Origin of the sequence: Pedobacter sp. P26 (assembly GCF_050632135.1) — a bacterium.
In the GTDB taxonomy this organism is placed as follows: Bacteria; Bacteroidota; Bacteroidia; order Sphingobacteriales; family Sphingobacteriaceae; genus Pedobacter.
This window is the reverse complement of record NZ_CP192574.1, coordinates 3,648,441-3,668,749: the sequence shown is the minus strand read 5'-3', so window position 1 is coordinate 3,668,749 and position 20,309 is coordinate 3,648,441. Positions and strand designations below refer to the sequence as shown.

Below are 20,309 nucleotides of genomic sequence, written 5' to 3'. Positions count from 1 at the left end.
TTTAAATTTTCAATAACCTGGTACAAAGATCTCTCCATTTCGCTGCGCTACAGTCGAGATGACGACTTTTCTATCGGAGTCTTTCAATGATAACTTAGTCTAAAAATAGCGTAGGCAATGTTTTAAAAACCTGATTGCTCTGCTACTTCTGGTTCTCAAATCAATGATTAGCTTACATTATTTCATTTGTTTTTATCCACTTTTCAGCAATTAGATTTCCTAAAAAAATAAGCACAACCAAAATTAATAGATCAACAATAAAGTATTTAAGAGAAAAGCCAAAATTCGATGTGTAACCCTGTTATTCGGGATTTGTAATCCCGTCTAAAGGGCTTTCAATCCTTTACTGGTGGATTTAAAATATATAATACCATAGGTTATACCGATTCCAATCGAGCTTGTTAATCTATAGGATTCTTTGTGTTCAAAACACGCTTTAAATCGTATTAACTATTTTGTTTCGTCTTCATGCAAAATGATAACAAAACACTAATAATTAATTATCCTATTATTTAACGTCATTAAATGATCAATTCTAGAGCAATTTCCCAAAAAAAGCCGGAATAGACTACTAAGTCAAAAACAGCAAACATTACTTGTTTAAATTAATCGTTTTAAATCTTGCATTACAGTGGGTTAACTAAATTTCTAGTAATTTTCCAGCTACCGGATTCATCATTAAATCCGTCATATATTATCAAATTATAGCAGGATTTTAACCTTATTTAAGTTTTATTGGTTTATTTGAGTTAATATTCATACATTCAATTTATAATCAACAACCAAACCTAACTAACTGAATCATGAAAGTATTACCATTTACCATGCTTGTTCCCGATGACAAGAGTGTGATATCGGAACATATTGAATCGCCTTTTTTTTACCAATATCTGCACCGTCACGATGAATGGCAGATCACGTATATCGAAAAAGGAGAGGGGACATTAATTGCAGGCAATGATATGCATGCTTTCCGATCGGGTGATATTTTTGTAATCGGGGCAAAACTTCCACACCTATTTAAAAGTAACCCCGAATATTTCTCTGCTGATAGCAATAAAACCATCAAAGCATGTTCCATTTACTTTAATCCGAACGGTATTTTAGCGGCTTTGTTTAACCTTCCTGAAATGAAGATGGCAAGTGGTTTTTTAGCTAAAAACAAACATGGTTTCAAAGTTCCGGCTGCTGCTACCAAAAACATGATCACCAAAATGTTAAATGTTCATGAGGCATCAGGAGTTGATGTATTGTTTAACTTTTTGAAACTGGTTAACAGTTTTCAGGATTTAAATGAAGATGTAGAATCCTTATGCTCAGATATGTATTCTTCTAACGTAACTGAAAATGAAGGTATGCGTTTGAGTAAAATCATTAACTTCATTACCGAAAATTACAATAATCAGATTTCATTAGAAGATGTAGCCAATGCTGCATTTATGACGCCACAGGCATTTTGCAGGTATTTTAAGAAACATACCGGGCATACTTTTGTGTCATTTCTAAATGAAGTGAGAATTAATGATGCCTGTAAAAGTCTTATATCAGGAGAAAAAGCCGATTGTATCTCAGGTGTGGCTTATAAGGCTGGCTTTAACAGCATTACCAATTTTAACAGGGTGTTTAAAAGTATTATTGGTCAATCGCCAAGGGCATATATCGATACTTATAATAATGTAAGCAGGGTGAGCTATATAGGGGCTTAAGCAAAAAGATATTTTTTATATTAAATAAGCGAACCATTTTTTCAAATGGAGGCAAACGCTATTTGCCTGTTTTAACCAAACCAAATGCAAAACAAATTAAACTTTTTCGCCATTTTTTTAATCGCTAGTCTGTTATCTGGCACTTTTGTACTGGCTCAAACACCAAATCAAAGCTTGTACGAACAAACCAGTGAAATGGGTACGCTGATTGTAGGTTACCAAAGAGATGTTGATGCCATTAATGATTTCTACTATCCTTATTCCGCAGGGGGTACTTATTCTTATCCGATGACTACTTTTAAAAGTCCGGAGCAAAGAAAACGTCTGCAGGATATCAATAACGATTACTTAAACAAGTTAAAATCTGCCAAATTTGAAGGCTTTAGTATTTATGGCAAGGTAGATTATATCCTTCTTAAAAAACAGATCGAATCTTCTGCATGGCTCTTAGGTAAAGAGGAGGCAGACTATAACATCCTATCAAAGTATTTTACCTTTGCCGATGCCATTTATGCACTCGAAAAATTAAGAAGAAGGGGTACTTATAAAGAAGGCGCTTTGCTGGCTGCAGAGATGGATGAAATTTCGAAGCAGGTTGATGCCCTGAGTCTAAATTTTAAGAAAGGAATATTAACGCCCGATCAGCTTAAAATGGCAGCAGCGATAACCTCAGGTTTAAAACACCGTTTAAAAGGCTTTTACCAGTTTTATATGGATTATGAGCCGGGTTTTACCTGGTGGGTACCTAAACCGTACGAAAAATTAGACCTGGCCTTAACCAGTTACGCTAAACTTTTTAACGATAATGGTGATGCTGCTCTTTCCCTAAAATCAAATAAAACAGAAATTAAAGGAAATCCTATCGGAAGGGAAGAACTGATCAGACAGCTAAATGCAGAGCTTATTCCTTACACACCGGAAGAACTGATCAAGCTTGCGGAAAAAGAATTTAAGTTTTGCGATGAAGAACTTTTAAAAGCGTCAGCCGCTATGGGCTTCGGAAATGACTGGAAAAAAGCTCAGGAGAAAATCAAGAACAGTTATGTGCCCTTGGGTAAACAGCCAGAGTTGATTGTAAAACTACAGGATGATGCCTTAAGTTTTATAAAGGCCAACGATCTGATCACTATCCCGGCACTTGCAGAAGAAACCTGGGGTATGGTCATGATGTCGGCAGAACGCCAGTTGGTAAATCCATTTTTTACCGGTGGGCGCGAAATCAGTATTTCTTATCCGACAAATTCGATGGAGGAAGACGATAAGTTAATGAGTATGCGTGGAAATAATCCTTATTTTTCAAGAGGAACGGTTCAGCACGAACTCTTACCAGGCCATCATTACCAGTATTTTATGAATAACCGTTATAAAAGCTATCGCGATCCTTTTAAAACACCTTTCAGCGTAGAAGGCTGGCCCTTATATTGGGAGCTTTTGCTTTACGATAAAGGTTTTGCCAAAACGCCTGAAGAAAAAATGGGGATGCTTTTCTGGCGGATGCACCGTTGCGCGAGGATTCTTTTTCGCTGAACTTTCACCTGGGTAAATGGACACCTCAGCAATGTGTCGATTTCCTGGTAGATCGTGTAGGGCATGAACGTGCCAATGCAGAAGGCGAAGTACGCAGATCTTTCAAAGGCGATTATAGTCCTTTATACCAGGTCGCGTACCTTACCGGTGGTCTTCAGCTTTTTGCACTGAAAAAAGAATTGGTTGATAGCGGCAAAATGAGCTTTAAGGATTTTCATGATGCAGTGATTAAAGAAAATTTAATTCCTGTAGAAATGATCAGGGCTACTTTAACCAATCAGCCCTTAACACGAGATTTCAAAACTTCATGGCATTTTTACGATCAGCTTAAATAAATAAACTTCAACCAACCTTAAAACCACCAAGCAACCGAACAGATGATTGAAAAAGAAACCACACAATTTAAACCCTCACTTAAACTGATGGATGCAACCATGCTTGTAGCCGGAAGTATGATCGGCTCGGGTATTTTTATTGTAAGTGCCGATATTACCCGAAATGTAGGCAGCTCTGGCTGGCTGTTAGTGGTTTGGCTGATTACAGGCTTCATGACGCTTACTGCAGCATTAAGTTATGGCGAATTAAGTGCCATGTTTCCTAAAGCAGGAGGACAATATATTTATTTAAAGGAAGCATACAATCCGCTGATTAGTTTTTTATATGGCTGGAGTTTTTTTACGGTAATCCAAACCGCAACCATTGCCGCAGTAGGTGTCGCATTTGCCAAGTTTACCGCTTATCTCATACCTGCATTAAGTGAAGATTTAGTTGCCATTGATTTAGGTTTTTTTACCATCTCACCCGCACAACTCCTGGCCATTGGGGTAATTGTTTTACTAACCTATATCAACAACAGAGGGGTAAATGGCGGTAAAATAATCCAGACAACCTTTACCGTGGCCAAATTGTTAAGCTTGTTTGGCCTGATTGTTTTTGGACTTTTCTTTTTAGATAAAGGAATCTGGAAAACAAACTGGGAAAATATGTGGGTTTTGGGACCTTTATCTGCCGATGGCAGTATTGGTTCTTATACTACTTTGGCTGCTTTCGGAGCCATTGCTGCCGCGATGGTGGGTTCGATATTCAGTAGCGATTCCTGGCACAATGTTACCTTTATTGCCGGCGAAATTAAAAATCCTGCGCGCAATGTTGGTTTGAGTTTAGCCTTAGGAACCATCATCGTAACTGTACTCTACATCCTTACCAATGTGATGTATACCGGTGTACTTTCATTACATGATATTGCCTACGCTGATAAAGACCGGGTGGCGGTTTCTGCTGCCAACCATATTTTTGGTACTGCTGGTACCATCATTATCGCATTAATGATTATGGTTTCGACTTTCGGTTGTAATAACGGTTTAATTATGGCTGGTGCCCGGGTGTATTACTCAATGGCCAAAGATGGGTTATTCTTTAAAAAAGTTGGTACACTCAACAAAAATGCGGTTCCCGGATTTGGACTCTGGATCCAGTGTGTTTTTGCCTGTTTATGGTGCATTAGCGGAAAATATGGCGATCTGTTGGATATGATCTCGTTTGTGGTGGTGATGTTTTACATGCTCACTATTTTCGGGATTTTTATCCTTCGTAAAAAACGGCCTGATGCCGAAAGACCTTACAAAGCCTTTGGTTACCCTGTCCTGCCAATCATCTATATGATAATGGGACTGGCCTTTTGCATATTACTGATTATTTTTAAACCCAAATTTACCTGGCCTGGATTAATTATCACATTAATAGGTATCCCGGTTTATTACCTGATTAAAGGAAATATAGCCCGCCAGGATTTGAAATCAAAAGATCCGGTTGATGTGAATGGTTAAAATACTAATGTTATTCATCAAAATCTAAAGAAAACCTGCAAAGCTGCAATACTATATTTACCCACAAAAAATCTGTAATGAGCATTTACGCAACCGTTAAAAAATCAATAGTTTTTATCTTACTAAGTTTTGTTTCCGCTCAATTGCTGGCACAGCAAGCCAGGTTGCAGCCATACACCCCAAATCCTGCTGAAGTGGCGGATGCCTATCAATTATCCTTGAAAATGGATACTACCTTACGTAATATTCCAACTAACAATGATATCATTCCCTTCTGGAAAAAAGACGGGACAGCATTTTGGTATAAAAAGAATCTTCCTGATAAAACATGGGAATATTATTATGTAGATGCCGCAACAGGTAAACGCCAGGCCGCATTTGATCATCATAAACTTGCGCAGAATATCGAAAAGGTTACCGGTAAAAAACAGAATCCACTAAAAATTCAGCTTGCTGAGTTATATTTCGCCGATCAGGGCAATACGGCAAAACTAAAAATACAAAATAACTGGTATCAGTTAAACCTGAATGATTATAGCTTAACCAATACCAATGATACCAATATTTATCGTTACAATGCCAAAAGACCTTTACAGCAAAGGAGATCGCGCTGGCAAGGAAACCGCGAATCTAAAAAATCGCCGGATGGCAAAAGTGAAATCCTGATCCGCGGCGGCAACCTGTTTGTCATTGATCTGGCAACCAAGGCTGAAACCCAGCTGAGTACCGATGGTAATGCCGATAAACCTTACGGCGAATTTGCCTGGTCGCCTGATGGAAAAAATATTGTGGCTTACAAAATCGATCCCAAAGAAATTAAAAAAGTATATTATGTATTAAGTTCTGTTTCGGGCACTACCCGTGGCGAATTAAAATCGAGAGAATATGCACAGCCTGGTGATGATTTTACGGCTTATCAGCCCTATGTTTTTAATATAGCGACAAAAACGACAATTAAAGTAGATGCCGACCCGATCGATTTCTTTGGTGCACCGGAACTGCACTGGCGCGGCAATAACAGCAGGTATTATACTTATGAGAAAGTAGACAGGGGGCATCAGCGTTTCAGGGTAATTGAAGTGGACGTTTTAACAGGGAAAACCAAAAATATTATCGACGAGAAAACCAAAACCTTCATTTATGAAAGTCGCATTTATACCAGATACTTACCTAAAACAAATGAAATATTGTGGACGAGTGAGCAAGATGGCTGGCAACACCTTTATCTGGTAAATGCCTTAACCGGAAAGCAGCAGTTAATTACAAAAGGAAATTATGTAGTTCGGGATATTGACAGTGTAGATATCGTAAAACGCCAGGTGTGGTTCAGGGCAAATGGAATGCATGCTGACGAAGATCCTTATTTTATCCATTACTATCGGATCGGGTTTGATGGAAAAGGCCTGGTAAACCTCACACCAGAAAAAGGTAATCATAACCTCAGCTTTTCTCCCGATCGGAAATATTATATCGATACCTATTCTCAGGTAAATGTACCACCGGTTAGCGAATTAAGGTTAACGGCAAGCACTAAAAAATTAAACGAAATAGAACATGGAAAAACAGATGCTTATTTAGCCACAGGTGTTAAATTGCCTGAAGTATTTGTAGCTAAAGGAAGAGATGGCAAAACGGATATCTGGGGCATTGTTTGCCTCCCTTCAAAAATGGATCCGGGTAAAACTTATCCTGTAATCGAAAATATTTATGCAGGTCCGCATGATAGCTTTGTGCCTAAAAATTTCCTGCCGGCCAGCGAAATGCAGAGTATTGCCGAACTGGGTTTTATTGTGGTACAGATTGATGGAATGGGCACGGCCAACCGGTCTAAAGCTTTTCATGATGTATGTTGGAAAAACATAGCCGATTCCGGATTTCCAGACAGGATATTGTGGATGAAAGCCATGGCGGTTAAATATCCAAATGCTGATATTTCACGTGTAGGGATTTATGGCACTTCGGCGGGTGGGCAAAGTTCAACAGGTGCACTGTTATCTCATCCTGAGTTTTATAAGGCTGCAGTTTCTGCCTGTGGTTGTCATGATAACCGAATCGATAAACAGTGGTGGAACGAACAATGGATGGGCTATCCGGTAGGGCCGCATTATGGAGAACAATCTAACATTACCAATGCAGGTAAATTACAGGGCAATCTATTTCTAATTGTGGGCGAAGCAGATGAAAATGTACCGCCGGAATCGACCTATCGACTTGCCGATGCATTGATCAAAGCAAATAAAAATTTCGATATTTTAAGCATTCCGGGTATGGGGCATAGTGATGGGGGAGTTTACGGACGCAGACGTAAACGCGATTTCTTTGTGAAACATTTACTAAATGCCGAAGCTCCAAATCCGAATATTTCAAAGTAGGGGTTCATTGGTAGAAGTTAGAATTTTTTCAAATACATCGGAGGGTTGATGGCAGATATACAAGGGACGTCATTTTCGCTGCGCTACAGTCGAAATGACGGCGACTTTTTAATTCTACCATTGGTAACTACAAGCAGAACTGGTAATTGTAAATTGCAAACTGGCAACTGAAAATTGGTCGCTGATTCATTCTATAATTAGACAGAATTAGTTATTTTAGCTGTAATAAATTACGCTATGAAAAATAACTTTTTGATTTTTGCCTTCTTATTCTTTTCTATTCCGGTTTTTGCACAAATAAAAAAGGCTTCGGTAAAAGATTTGGCATTTATGTCCGGAACCTGGGTGCAGAAAAGTGAATGGGGCGATTTGGAGGAATTTTGGAGCCGGCCAAATGGCGAAAGTATGATGAGCAGCTTTAGGTGTGTTAAAGATGGGAAAGCTTTATTTTACGAATTCGTTGTGATTGAACTTGAAGAGGGTTTGCCTGTGATGAAGATGCGGCATTTTAACCGCGGAAGCATTGCCTGGGAAGAAAAAGAAAAACCACTACTTTTTCCGCTGGTATCCTTAAAGGGAAAACTTGCTGTTTTTGAAATGAAGGATAAGTCGGTGAGATTAAGCTATCAATTGATTACTGAAAATAAATTAAGCGTTGTGCTGGAAGAAAAGGATAAAAACGGTCAGCCTAAAAAAGATATATTCAGTTTTACCCGAAAACTTTAAGTATTTTTCCATTCAAAATATTGACCTCCTGATATGTTGCCAAAAATTAAAATATCCTGTCTGTTTTTACTTGTGTTATTATCCAGCGCATTTGCTGCTCATGCATCGATAGATTTCTATCAGATCAAAATTTACCACTTAAAAACCGATGCTCAGGAAAAAACGGTGGATGATTATTTGCAAAAAGCATATCTGCCTGCATTACATCGAAGTGGAATAGCCAAAATTGGTGTATTTAAACCCATTGTAAGTGATCAGACTGGCGCTAACGAGAAACTGATTTATGTATTCATTCCATTAAAATCATTTAATGGAATTTTGGAACTGGATAAAAAGCTGGCAAAAGATAAACAATATGCTGTTGATGGTAAAGCTTACCTGGATGCGGTTTACACGGAGGCACCTTTCGAGCGTTTAGAATCAATTGTATTAAAAGCTTTTGAAGACGCACCTCACTTTATGCTACCTAATCTAAAATCGCCGATGAATGAACGGGTGTACGAATTAAGAAGCTATGAGGCACCTACTGAGAAATATTTTCAGAATAAAGTTCAAATGTTTAATAAAGGTGACGAAATCGGTTTATTCAAAAGATTAAATTTTAATGCCGTATTTTATGGAGAAGTAATCGCCGGAAGTCGTATGCCTAACCTCATGTATTTAACCACTTTCGAAAATAAAACAGATAGAGATGCGCACTGGAAAGCATTCTCAGCAGATGAATATTGGAAGAAACTTTCAGCAATGCCAGAGTATCAACACAACGTTTCTAAAAACGATACTAAATTTGTTTACCCAACAGACTATTCAGATTTTTAAGAAAGGCAAAAGCTGAAAGACTAAAGCAAAAAGGTAAACTAAATTCCGTGCAACTCTGTGCTTCCGTGGCAAAAAAACTAACCAGAAAGATCCTGAAATAAGTTACCATTGACAGACTCCAATAGAATGGTCGTCATCTCAACCGGAGCAGCGCGAAGTGGAGAGATCCATCAAAACAGATTTAGCCTCGCTGAGCACTCCGTGGTTCTCGACTCCTCTCGACGGTAACCCGGGGAGATTTTTACGCGTAGATTAATTGCTGTCAATCATGTTGATCTTTATACCATAAATTACCCCCTCAGAACGACGATCGCATGATCTGAGCAATGAAAATCTTAATGCCCTTAATTGCTTAATGTTAGAAAAGGCGAAAGCTGAAAGACTTTTCAGATAAACAGAACTGCGGATTGACCGGTTTTTGTGTAACAATAATTTAGCAAATTGTATCTTTACCTCCGCTAAAAGATTTTTTTTAGCTATTCTGTCGGTTTGCCCTTCTAATGATGAGATTTATAAAAGCATTTGGTTTTATTATGCAATTCTGGCTGTTTTTTAACAGCGTTAATGCGCAGGTACAAAATTCTATTCCAGAACATTATGTGCTTAAAACCTATGGCATTAATGATGGTCTCCCATCTAAAAATACTACCGTTGCTTTAAAAGATAAAAGAGGTTTTGTATGGATAGGTACAGAAAATGGGCTCTGTAAGTTTGATGGTTATTCTTTTAAAGTTTATGTAAATATTGCCGGCGATAGCACCTCTTTAACCAACAATTATATCAATGCTATGGTAGAAGATAGCAATGGTCATTTTTGGGTGGGTACCATGAATGGCTTAAACAGGTTTGACCCGGTTACCGAAAAATTTGAACGTTTTTACCATAAAGAAAACGATAAGGCTTCGCTAAGCAATAACAAAGTATGGTCTTTACTGATCGATAAAACCAACAAATTGTGGATTGGTACCGATGATGGATTTAACCTTTATAACAAAAATTCAAAAACTTTTAAGGTTTATCAACCCGATGCAAAAAATCAGTATGCTATAAAAGGAAAATCTGTTAATGCTATTGCAGAAGATGCCGCTGGCAATTTATGGTTGGGCAACTGGAGTAACGGACTGAATAAATTCGATCAAAAAACAAAGCGGTTTACCAATTACATGCAAAAGGAAATCGCGAATCAAAAAATCCGAACGATATCTGGACGCTCTGCCTTGATCATGATGGCATGATATGGATTGGATGTTATTGGAAAGGCGAGCTTTTCCGCTTTGATCCTAAAAGTGAAAAGTTTACAACCTATCCAGGTGTGGGCACAGGTAATTCTTCCGTATTTAATGTTTTAAGTCTAGGAGCCGGAAAATTACTGGTAGGTGGCAGCGCCGGAATATTCTGGGTAAATACAAAATTAAATAAATGGGAAAAAATAGATAAGCTCGAATTTTTTGCCAACGGCGGTTTATATCGTGATAAAAGCGGAATGATATGGCTCTGTGGTAAAAACGGCCTGACTAAAATTGATTTTAACCAATATAAATTTAATTTTATTTCACTTCCTTTCGGACAGGCAGAAATCAGGTCGATAATTAGTGATCGTGGCAGTTTTTGGCTGGGTACCAGCAAGGGCCTTTATAAATACAATCCAGATAACCGCTCCGTTACCAGGCTTTCGCACACCAGTAACTTAAACAGTTTATCCAGTAATGATATTATTAACCTGTCTGTTGATTTAAAAGGTCAGTTATGGGTAATGAGCGAGAACGGATTTGACCTGTATAACGAAAAGGAGAATAAGTTTGTACATCACCACCATCGTTCTGCATTGGGAAATTTTTTTAACGAGGATGTTTTCAGAGACCTGATAGAGGTAAATGATGGCGAATATTATTTAGCTACAGATGCAGGCTTAAAAATCTATAACGATAAAATTAAAGCCTATACGCATTACTATAATGATCCTAAAAATTTGGGCTCTCTGAGTAATAACCATTTATACTGCCTTTTAAAAGATGCGCAGGGAAATATCTGGATAGGGACATACGGGAGTGGCCTGAGCCGTTTTAATCCTAAAACAAAAAGGTTCAGCAATTACATGATCGATAATTCAAAAACGGGCGGAATTAGCAATAACATCGTAATTAGCCTTTATCTGGATTCGCACCAGAATGTTTGGATCTGTACCCGCGATGGATTGAATAAATATGTAGCTAAAACAAATACTTTCGAGATATATTCAAAACAAAACGGTTTTGCGAGCAATGTTTTTACCGATCTGGTAGAAGATAATAATGGCAAGCTGTGGGTAACTACCGAGCAAGGTGTATCACTTTTCGATCCTGTAAACAAAACGGTTAAAAATTACGATGAGAAAGATGGTGTTTATGCCAATGCTGCCATCTGTAAAAATGCGAAAGGAGAAATTTACCTGGCAGGAAGTAAAGGCATCGTTTATTTTAATCCACAACAACTTAAATACAATAAAGAAGCGCCTGCAGTTTACTTTTCTGATTTTTCGGTTTTTAACAAACTGATTCTCCCTGGCAAAGATTCTCCTTTAAAATTACCCGTTTATATGACGAAAAGTGTCACACTGCCTTACGATCAGAGTGTACTTTCTTTTGGCTTTGTGGCCTTAAACTATACACTTTCAGAGAAAAACCAGTATGCTTATTTTCTCGAAGGTTTTGATAAAAAATGGAATTATACTGGCAGCGAACATAAGGTTACCTACACCAACTTAAACCCTGGTAAATATATCTTGAGAGTAAGGGCATCAAACAACGATGGCGTTTGGAATAGGAAAGGAAATTCAATCCAGATCATCATTACGCCACCCTGGTACCGTACCTGGTGGGCTTTTGGTTTTTATGGACTGGCTTTCTTTGGCATTGTGTATGCCTATCTTAAATATCGTGAGCACCAATCTAACTTAAAATTTCAGATTAAACTGGCCCATGTAGAAAGTGAAAAAGAAAAGGAGCTGAGTGAAAAGAAACTATCCTTTTTTACCAACGTATCGCATGAGTTCCGTACACCGCTTACCTTAATTATCAATCCGGTTAAGGAGCTTTTGTATAAGAATGATAATAATGTGGATACTACTGATTTAAATATTGTGTACAGGAACGCTAAACGGCTTTTAAGTTTGGTAGACCAGCTGTTGTTGTTTAGGAAAGCAGATACTTACGGCGAAAAGTTAAAAGTGGCACCGATAAATCTGGTGAATTTGTGCAAAGAGGTATTTCTTTGCTTTATACACCAGGCCCGGTCAAAAAATGTAATACTCGAATTTAGCTGCACCGAAGAGGTGATTGCTTTTTACGCCGATCGGGAAAAAATTGAAATTGTGTTCTTTAATCTCCTTTCTAATGCGATAAAATTTACGCCGGAAGGTGGTAAGGTTAGGATGATTGTAGATAACAGCAAGGAAAATGTAATCATAAGTATTGAAGATTCAGGCTGCGGTATCACAGATGTGGCAGGAGAAAAATTATATGAGAAATTTTATCAGGATCCCGGAAACAAATCAGCTAAAGGTGGTTTTGGAATTGGTTTATACCTCGCTAAAAATTTTATTGAAATGCACGGAGGCACCATAAACTATACCAGTATAGAAAATAAGGGTACTACCTTTAATATCGCTTTGTTAAGAGGAGTGAGTCATTTTAAAGATGCCATCATATTACAGGAAGAATTAGTAGATACCGACTCTTCATTATTTAAAGAATTGATAGAAGATGAGATCAGCGCCAACAAAGTTGTAGAAGCTGCTGAAGGACCGATAGTGGATAACCAGCTGGCCATCGAACTAAAAAGCATGCTGATTATTGATGATAATCTTGAAATAAGAGAATACCTTAAACAGGTTTTTAGAATGGATTATCACCTTTACGAAGCCAGTACCGGAGAAAAAGGCTATGAGATGACGAAAGCGCTATTACCCGATATTGTGATCTGCGATGTAATGATGGATGGCATAACGGGTATAGAACTATGCAGTAAAATAAAAGAAGATGTTTCCATCTCTCACATTCCAATTATTTTACTTACTGCCATTTCTGCTCCGGAGGTTAAGCTTAAAGGAATTGAAGGTGGCGCCGACGACTATATCAGTAAACCTTTTGATAAGGACTTTTTAAAAGCAAGGGTAGCCAGTATATTAAAGAGTAAAAATGCCCTGCAAAAGTATTTTTATAATGAAATTACGCTCAACTCAAACAATACCAAAATCTCTGCAGAATACAAAGAATTTTTAGATAACTGTATCCGCATTGTAGAAGAACACCTTACCGATCCTGATTTTAATATCGATACCCTGTCAACCGCCCTGGGTATGTCGAGATCTAATTTATACCGTAAAATAAAATCCATTTCAGGTCAGTCTGCCAATGGCTTTATCCGTTTCATCAGGTTGAGGAAAGCGGCCGAAATTTTTATCAATACCGATAAAACCATTCAGGAAACCTCTTACATGGTAGCCATTACCGATCCTAAATATTTTAGAGAGCAGTTTTATAAACTGTTTAACATGAATCCATCACAGTATATTAAAAAATTCAGGAAGCCGTTTTCCAATCATATCCAATTAAATTCGACTGGCAAAAAAGGTAAATCATAAATTGTATTTATTTGCCCGTTTTTCTGCAATATGTCTTAAAACCTTATTTAGGGCATAATCCGGTCTGTTTGCCCCTCTAATTTGGATTGTTTGCACCCTATAGGAGTTGTTTGTTGGCGCTAATTTAGCCTTTCATAAAGCAGTGCTATAATCGCGATTCCGATAGAGGGTTCTGTTGGGTAGGTTATAAAATTGATCTGCTAACCAAATATTAAACTTGCAAACAAATATGAGAAGAAAAGTTCTGAAAGGATTTTTGCCAAAATTCTTTACAATTAAAACACTGGCATTTCTATTGATCGTATCCATCAGTTTACCGGCAATGGCATCTTTAGTTTCCGTTAAAACAGGGATAAAAAGACAGCTTAGAGAAATTGTGGTAACGGGTACAGTAACAACCGAAACCGGAGCTACATTTCCGGGGGTAGCGGTTAAAATTAAGGGAACCGAAAAAGCGGTTCAAACCGATGCAAAAGGTAAATTTAGTATCAGCGTGGCAGCCACTACAGACGTACTTGTTTTTTCTTATGTAGGCTACACCAGTCAGGAGCAAACAGTTGGCGATAGAACGACCATTAATGTTCAGCTTGGTTCTGATACCAAAACACTAAACGAACTGGTAGTGGTTGGTTATGGAACACAAAAGAAAGCAACGCTTACAGGATCAATATCGCAGGTAAAGGGAGCCGACCTGGTAAAGAGTCCGCAACCAAACCTGTCAAACTCTTTAGCGGGCCGGTTTTCGGGAGTTATCGTAAATAACCGCAGTGGCGAACCTGGCGTTGATGGTTCTACCATTACAGTAAGGGGCTTGCTACTACCGGGAGCAATAATGTATTAATTGTTGTAGATGGAATTCCCGGGCAAATTGGCGGACTTGAACGCTTAGATCCCAACGACATCGAAAGTGTATCGGTATTAAAAGATGCTTCTGCAGCTATTTACGGTAACAGAGCAGCCAATGGCGTAATTTTAGTGACTACGAAAAAAGGAAAAACGGGTAAACCAACTATCAATTATAGTTTTAACCAGGGCTTTAGCTCGCCAACAAGGTTGCCTAAAATGGCCGATGCTGCAACTTATGCACAGATTATGAACGAAATTAGTTTCGATTCCAATCCTGCAGGCGGTCTTAATCAATCTTACACCGCAGATCAGATCGAAAAATTCCGTAATGGTTCCGATCCGTTATTATACCCTAACACCGATTGGCTGGATCAAACTTTAGAAAAAACAGCTTTACAGAGCCAGCATAGCCTTTCTATTAATGGTGGTAGTGAAGATGTGAAATATTACATGTCCTTAGGAACTGTTTCTCAGGATGGGTTGTACAAAAATGGAGCAACTAAATACAATCAATACAATTTCCGTACGAATATAGATGCCAATGTTTCTAAGTACCTTAAAGTGGGCTTATCAGTATCAGGCAGACAAGAGAATCGCGTGTTTCCGCAAGTTGGGGCAGGCGATATATTTAGATCCATTTATAGGGCAAAACCAATTGCAGCGGCATATTACCCAAATGGTTTGCCAACAACGGGTATAGAAAACGCAAACCCTGCGGTGCAGGTTACCGATATCGGTGGCACCAATAAAAATCCTACACAGGTTTTAAACGGAATCTTAAGGGCTACATTTATTATACCAGGGGTAGAGGGACTTTCTGTAGATGGCTTTTTCTCGGCAGATAAATCAAATGTTTTTAGTAAAAAGTTTTAACAAACCTTACCTGTTGTATCAATACGATACAGGTTCACAAATCTACAAAAGTGTAATCGTTGGTGGTAACAATCAAAAAGCAACTTTAACCGAAAGCCATAAAAACGAATCGCTGCTTACTTCAAATATTAAATTGAACTATGCCCGTAAGTTTAACCTGCATGATATTAATGCTTTTGTGGGTTACGAACAAAGTGAAAATCATTTAGAATATTTCGATGCGCAACGCTTTAATTATTTATCTACATCACTGCCTGAGCTTTCGCAAGGCGGCACAGCCGCTACCGATTTTCTGAACTCGGGCTATAGTTCTAATTATAACCGCCGGAGTATAATCAGCCGTTTAGCTTATACTTATGATGACAAGTATCTTTTTGAAGGCCAGTTGCGTGTTGATGGATCATCCATTTTTCCTAAAGGGAAACAGTATGGTGTTTTTCCGTCCGCTTCTGCAGGTTGGGTGATCTCAAAAGAAAAATGGTTTAACGAAAGCGTTAAGTTTATTGATAACTTAAAAATCCGTGCATCGTATGGTGCGCTGGGTAACGATAATGTAAATGGTTTCCAGTATTTTGATAATTATGTATTGGTGGGCAATGGCTTCGTAGCTCAAAGCCCTGGTGCAACAACATCAACCATACAACCTGGCGTGAACCTGGTTAAATTGGCAAACCCAAACATTACCTGGGAAGTAGCAAAAAAACTCGATATCGGAATTAACGCTACAGTATTTAAAAACTTTAGCATCGAAGCCATTTATTTTCAGCAAAAACGCTCCGATATTTTAACCACCAGAAATGCTTCAGTACCAGGTTCTTCAGGTATCGTAAATCCATACGATGATAAGAGTGTGAACTATACGCCATTAGTACCTTCAGAAAATATTGGGAAAGTAAACAGTAATGGCTTTGAGGCTACTTTAGGCTATAACCATAATGGCGAGAATCTGAAATGGAATATTTCTGGAAATATAACCTATGCCAAAAGTGAAGTAATTTTTATTGATGAAGCCAGTGGTACTTTAGATTATCAACGCAAAACGGGCAGACCATTAAATGTTGATCTCCTTTACAATAGTATTGGCATATTTAGAACGCAACAAGAGTTAGATGCTTACCCCCATGTAAGTGGTGCTAAAGTAGGCGATTTGAAGTATTTGGATTATAATAACGATGGCAAAATTACTGCCGATGATCAAACCAGAACGCCATATAGCAATACCCCTCAAATTACTTATGGTTTAAATTTCGGAGCTTCTTATAAAAATTTCGATTTATCATTTGTTTTATCAGGCCAGGGACAGGTAAGTCAATACGTTTTGCCTGAAGCAGGAAGCATTGGTAACTTTTACAGCAGCTGGGCCGATAACAGGTTTAGTGCCGCAAATCCGAATGGAACTTATCCAAGGGTAACCGATCGTGCTTCGAATGCCATCAGTGGCGGACAGTTTACCAATACGTTTTGGTTAAATGATGCCTCTTTTTTAAGACTTAAAAACGTAGAGCTTGCCTACAATGTTAAAGCAGCATTTCTTCAAAAAATAAATGTATCTGGCTTAAGGTTTTATGCGAGTGCATTTAACCTGTTAACATTCTCAAAAGTTAAAGATTACGATCCTGAAGGAAACAATGGTAGTGGCCAGTTCTATCCACAGCAACGCATTATTAATTTAGGCGCTAATATTAAATTCTAAACACCATGAATAACAAATCAATATATACATCACTTTTAGGCCTGTCTCTTATCTCCATGAGTATTGTGGGCTGTAAGAAAGATTTTTTAAATGTAGAACCAACAGATCGTATTGCAACCACCACTGTAGAAACAGATACTGCGGTATTGGAAGCTTTTATAACGAACAGATACATTGGTACCCGATTGCAGGACAAAGAAGCGGATGGCTCTGCACCGGGTTTTGGCAGAGGTTTCGAGTATAGCATGTGGAGTTCTTTTACCGATGAATCTGTTTATAATAACGACGATGCTACCTGGTTAATCCAAAGAGGACAGTTGGAACCTGAAAATTTAGGAAGTGCGGGTGTATATTGGGGCAGGAGTTACAGAAGTATAAGAGAATGTAATTATGCGCTTGGTGTGCTTGCTAAAATTGAAATGAGCGCCGCGCATAAAAAACAATTGGTAGCAGAGCTTAAATTTGTAAGGGCTTTCCGTTACCAGGATTTAATTCGCAACTATGGCCGCGTAGTTTTAATGGGCGATAAGGTAACCAACCTAACTGATAATTTGCAGGATCCGGCATTGTTTCAACGCGCCTCGATTAAAGAATGTATAGATTATGTCGCTGCACAGCTTGACCAGGCTGCAGCAGATTTACCTTTAGATAATAGCGGAAGCTGGATGGTAGGAAGGGCAACCAAAGGTGCGGCACTAGCGCTCAAATCGCGCTTATTGTTATATGCAGCGAGTCCGTTGTATAATGCAGGTACCTGGCAGGCGGCTGTTACAGCAGCGCAGGCAGTTATTTCTTTAAATAAATATGGAATATATACCGGTGGATATGCGAACTTGTTTTTAACTGACCAAAGCAATGAGGTTATTTTTGCAAGGTTGTTTACCAAAAATGCCAATCATACCCACTTAGAAATTGCCAACGGACCAAACGGTTATGGCGGCTGGGGCGGAAATTTACCAATGCAGAACCTGGTTGATGAATATGAAATGGCCAACGGGAAACCCATTAGCGACCCTAATTCTGGTTACGACATCAATGAACCTTACAAAGGCCGTGATCCGCGTTTTGCCGCAACCATTTTATACAATGGAGCAGCTTATCGCGAGCGTAATGTAGAAACTTTTATTCCTGGGGGAAAAGACAGTAAAGATGGAAATGATAACTGGAATACCAGCAAAACCGGATATTACCTCAAAAAATTTATGAATGATGCCTATCCATTGCAAAACCCCTGGGGTAATGCAGGTTTTCAGCCATGGATCTATTTTAGATATGCAGAAATTTTGCTTAACTATGCTGAAGCGGCTAACGAAGCTTACGGACCTGACGCCGTTCCTGCCGGATCGACCATGTCGGCCAGGCAAGCCATTAATATGGTAAGGGCAAGGCCAGGTGTTAATATGCCTGAACTGGCTGTTGGACTTACGCAGACACAAATGCGTGATGCTGTTCGTTATGAGCGCAGGGTAGAGCTCGCTTTTGAAGAACATCGCTTTTATGATGTAAGAAGATGGAAAATTGCCGATGTAACCGAAAACAAACCTGCTGGCGGAATGATTATTACCAAAACAGGCAGTGGGTTTACTTATACACCTAAGGTTGCTTTAGACGGGCGCAAGTTTGAAACCAAACACTATTGGTTACCTATACCAAGAGCCGAAATTTTAGCTTCAGGTGGTAAACTGGAGCAAAACCCTGGTTACAATAAATAGAAATTAAGTTTTACATGGTAAAGTCATATCAACATATTAACAGTTTTTTTATCTGCCTGGCCTTATTTTTCTGTGGCAGAACAGCTCTTGCACAAGAAACTATTCTGAAAATAGAAATTGATCCTGCCAGCACATTTCAGACTATAGAAGGCTTTGGCGCTTCTGATGCCTGGAGTTGTCAGTTTGCCGGATTATGGCCTGCAGAGAAAAAGGATAAGATGGCTGATTTGCTTTTTAGTACCCAAACCACAAAAGAGGGGCAGCCCCTTGGTATCGGGCTTAACATCTGGCGTTTCAGTATTGGTGGCGGTAGTGCCGCCCAAGGTAAGGCAAGCGATATTGGCGACGAATGGCGTCGTCAATATGCTTTTTTGCAGCCAGATCGTACTTATAACTGGAACGCGATGCCAGGGCAAGTCTGGTTTTTAAAAGCAGCCAAAACCCGGGGAGTGAAACAGTTTATCGGCTTTGTAAACAGTCCGCATGTCCTGTTTACCAAAAATGGGAAAGCCTATTCTACAGATGGCAATTGCAATTTGAATTTTGAAAAACTTCCGGAATTTGCTGCCGATCTTGTAACTACCATCAACGGAATAAAAAAACAACCGGGATAGCGCTAAATTACCTTAGCCCTGCTAATGAGCCGCAGTGGAAATGGAATGAACACAACCAGGAAGGCTGTCCTTATAACAATAACGAACTTGCTCAACTTTACAGGGGTATTAATGAAGCCTTTGTTAAAAATCAGGTTAAAACCAAAATACAAATAGGAGAGGCTGGCCAGCTCGATTATTTATACGATAATGGCAATAGTGTAAAAGGAAACCAGGTATATCAGTTCTTTAATCCTTCATCATCCAATTATGTCGGCAATCTACCGGGCATAGATCAATCTATTTCCGGCCATAGCTATTTTACAACAAGTCCGGAGCAAAAGTTTATTACCGTACGAAAAAAAACAGGAGCGGCAGTAGCTCAGATAAAAGGTTTAAGGTATTGGATGTCTGAATATTGCATTTTAGGCGATAGTTTAATGAAAGGAGAAAAGCGCGACCTTGGTATGGCTCCTGCATTATTTATCGCCCGGTTAATCCATCACGACCTGATTTTATCAAACGCTACGTCATGGCAGTGGTGGCTGGGCATCTCAGCCAGCGATTATAAGGATGGTTTGGTTTATATCGACAAAAATAAAACAGATGGGCAGGTTTATGATAGTAAAATGTTATGGGCCCTCGGTAATTATAGTCGTTTTGTTAGTCCAGGGAGTAAACGCCTTCAGGTTAAAACATCCGGGGTAAATGTACCTCAGGTTGATGTATCATCCTATCTGCAAAATAAAAAGCTCGTAACAGTAGTAGTTAACCCTACAGAAAACGATCTTGATCTGGATATTGAGGTAAAGGGGAATAAACAAAAATTTGTTCAAACTTATGTTACCTCAGCCGAATATAATTTATCACCCTATAAACAATACCAGGATACCAAACGTGTTCGTATTCCGGCTAAATCTGTTACCACTGTACTCAGTAATTAAACCTGATTGATTTGAAATGATAACACACCTCATTTTTTAATCCCATCCTAT

At 38.7% G+C, this 20,309-nt stretch carries 15 protein-coding genes and 1 pseudogene; all 16 read left to right on the top strand.

Going from position 1 to position 20,309, the window contains the following annotated elements:
* Window positions 1-803 precede the first annotated feature (803 nt).
* The 16 genes and pseudogenes from ACQ86H_RS17045 (at window position 804) to ACQ86H_RS16970 (ending at window position 20,258) form a co-directional block, all read left to right on the top strand.
* Window positions 804-1,706, top strand: a complete 903-nt coding sequence (locus ACQ86H_RS17045; protein WP_431291849.1) for an AraC family transcriptional regulator — start codon at window positions 804-806, stop codon at window positions 1,704-1,706.
* Between the two features lie 84 nt (window positions 1,707-1,790).
* Window positions 1,791-3,233 carry a DUF885 family protein gene (locus ACQ86H_RS17040; RefSeq protein ID WP_431291848.1) on the top strand — a complete coding sequence of 481 codons (1,443 nt, stop codon included), beginning with the start codon at window positions 1,791-1,793 and terminating at the stop codon, window positions 3,231-3,233.
* On the top strand, window positions 3,209-3,568 hold the full coding sequence (locus ACQ86H_RS17035) for a DUF885 family protein (RefSeq protein ID WP_431291847.1): 360 nt from the start codon (window positions 3,209-3,211) through the stop codon (window positions 3,566-3,568). Before ACQ86H_RS17040 ends, ACQ86H_RS17035 begins: the two co-directional genes overlap by 25 nt.
* 42 nt (window positions 3,569-3,610) lie before the next feature.
* The gene (locus ACQ86H_RS17030; RefSeq protein WP_138823630.1) at window positions 3,611-5,059 is read left to right on the top strand and encodes an APC family permease; all 1,449 of its coding nucleotides are present in this window, start codon (window positions 3,611-3,613) and stop codon (window positions 5,057-5,059) included.
* Between the two features lie 77 nt (window positions 5,060-5,136).
* Window positions 5,137-7,431, top strand: coding sequence for a S9 family peptidase (locus tag ACQ86H_RS17025; RefSeq protein WP_138823632.1), 2,295 nt, complete (start codon window positions 5,137-5,139; stop codon window positions 7,429-7,431).
* Window positions 7,432-7,668: 237 nt separating this feature from the next.
* Window positions 7,669-8,157, top strand: a complete 489-nt coding sequence (locus tag ACQ86H_RS17020; RefSeq protein ID WP_138823634.1) for a DUF6265 family protein — start codon at window positions 7,669-7,671, stop codon at window positions 8,155-8,157.
* 33 nt (window positions 8,158-8,190) lie between these two features.
* Complete coding sequence (locus ACQ86H_RS17015) at window positions 8,191-8,976, top strand: NIPSNAP family protein (RefSeq protein ID WP_431291846.1); 786 nt, start codon at window positions 8,191-8,193, stop codon at window positions 8,974-8,976.
* 500 nt (window positions 8,977-9,476) lie between these two features.
* Complete coding sequence (locus ACQ86H_RS17010; protein WP_431291845.1) at window positions 9,477-10,211, top strand: ligand-binding sensor domain-containing protein; 735 nt, start codon at window positions 9,477-9,479, stop codon at window positions 10,209-10,211.
* A complete protein-coding gene (locus tag ACQ86H_RS17005; RefSeq protein WP_431295421.1) occupies window positions 10,106-13,597 on the top strand; it encodes a hybrid sensor histidine kinase/response regulator transcription factor in 3,492 nt (1,163 codons plus the stop codon). The genes ACQ86H_RS17010 and ACQ86H_RS17005 overlap by 106 nt, the downstream gene beginning before the upstream one ends.
* A 229-nt stretch (window positions 13,598-13,826) precedes the next feature.
* Window positions 13,827-14,438, top strand: a complete 612-nt coding sequence (locus tag ACQ86H_RS17000; RefSeq protein WP_431291844.1) for a carboxypeptidase-like regulatory domain-containing protein — start codon at window positions 13,827-13,829, stop codon at window positions 14,436-14,438.
* A pseudogene (locus ACQ86H_RS16995) lies at window positions 14,438-14,542 on the top strand (TonB-dependent receptor plug domain-containing protein); the annotation flags it as partial. The gene ACQ86H_RS17000 and the pseudogene ACQ86H_RS16995, both read left to right, overlap by 1 nt.
* Before the next feature lie 30 nt (window positions 14,543-14,572).
* Entirely contained in the window at window positions 14,573-15,316 is a 744-nt protein-coding gene (locus ACQ86H_RS16990; protein WP_431291843.1) for a hypothetical protein, read from the top strand.
* On the top strand, window positions 15,294-17,009 hold the full coding sequence (locus ACQ86H_RS16985; protein ID WP_431291842.1) for a SusC/RagA family TonB-linked outer membrane protein: 1,716 nt from the start codon (window positions 15,294-15,296) through the stop codon (window positions 17,007-17,009). Before ACQ86H_RS16990 ends, ACQ86H_RS16985 begins: the two co-directional genes overlap by 23 nt.
* Before the next feature lie 5 nt (window positions 17,010-17,014).
* Entirely contained in the window at window positions 17,015-18,721 is a 1,707-nt protein-coding gene (locus ACQ86H_RS16980; RefSeq protein ID WP_431291841.1) for a RagB/SusD family nutrient uptake outer membrane protein, read from the top strand.
* A gap of 14 nt (window positions 18,722-18,735) precedes the next feature.
* Complete coding sequence (locus tag ACQ86H_RS16975; protein WP_431291840.1) at window positions 18,736-19,335, top strand: glycoside hydrolase; 600 nt, start codon at window positions 18,736-18,738, stop codon at window positions 19,333-19,335.
* Entirely contained in the window at window positions 19,281-20,258 is a 978-nt protein-coding gene (locus tag ACQ86H_RS16970; RefSeq protein ID WP_431295420.1) for a glycoside hydrolase, read from the top strand. Before ACQ86H_RS16975 ends, ACQ86H_RS16970 begins: the two co-directional genes overlap by 55 nt.
* Window positions 20,259-20,309 lie beyond the last annotated feature (51 nt).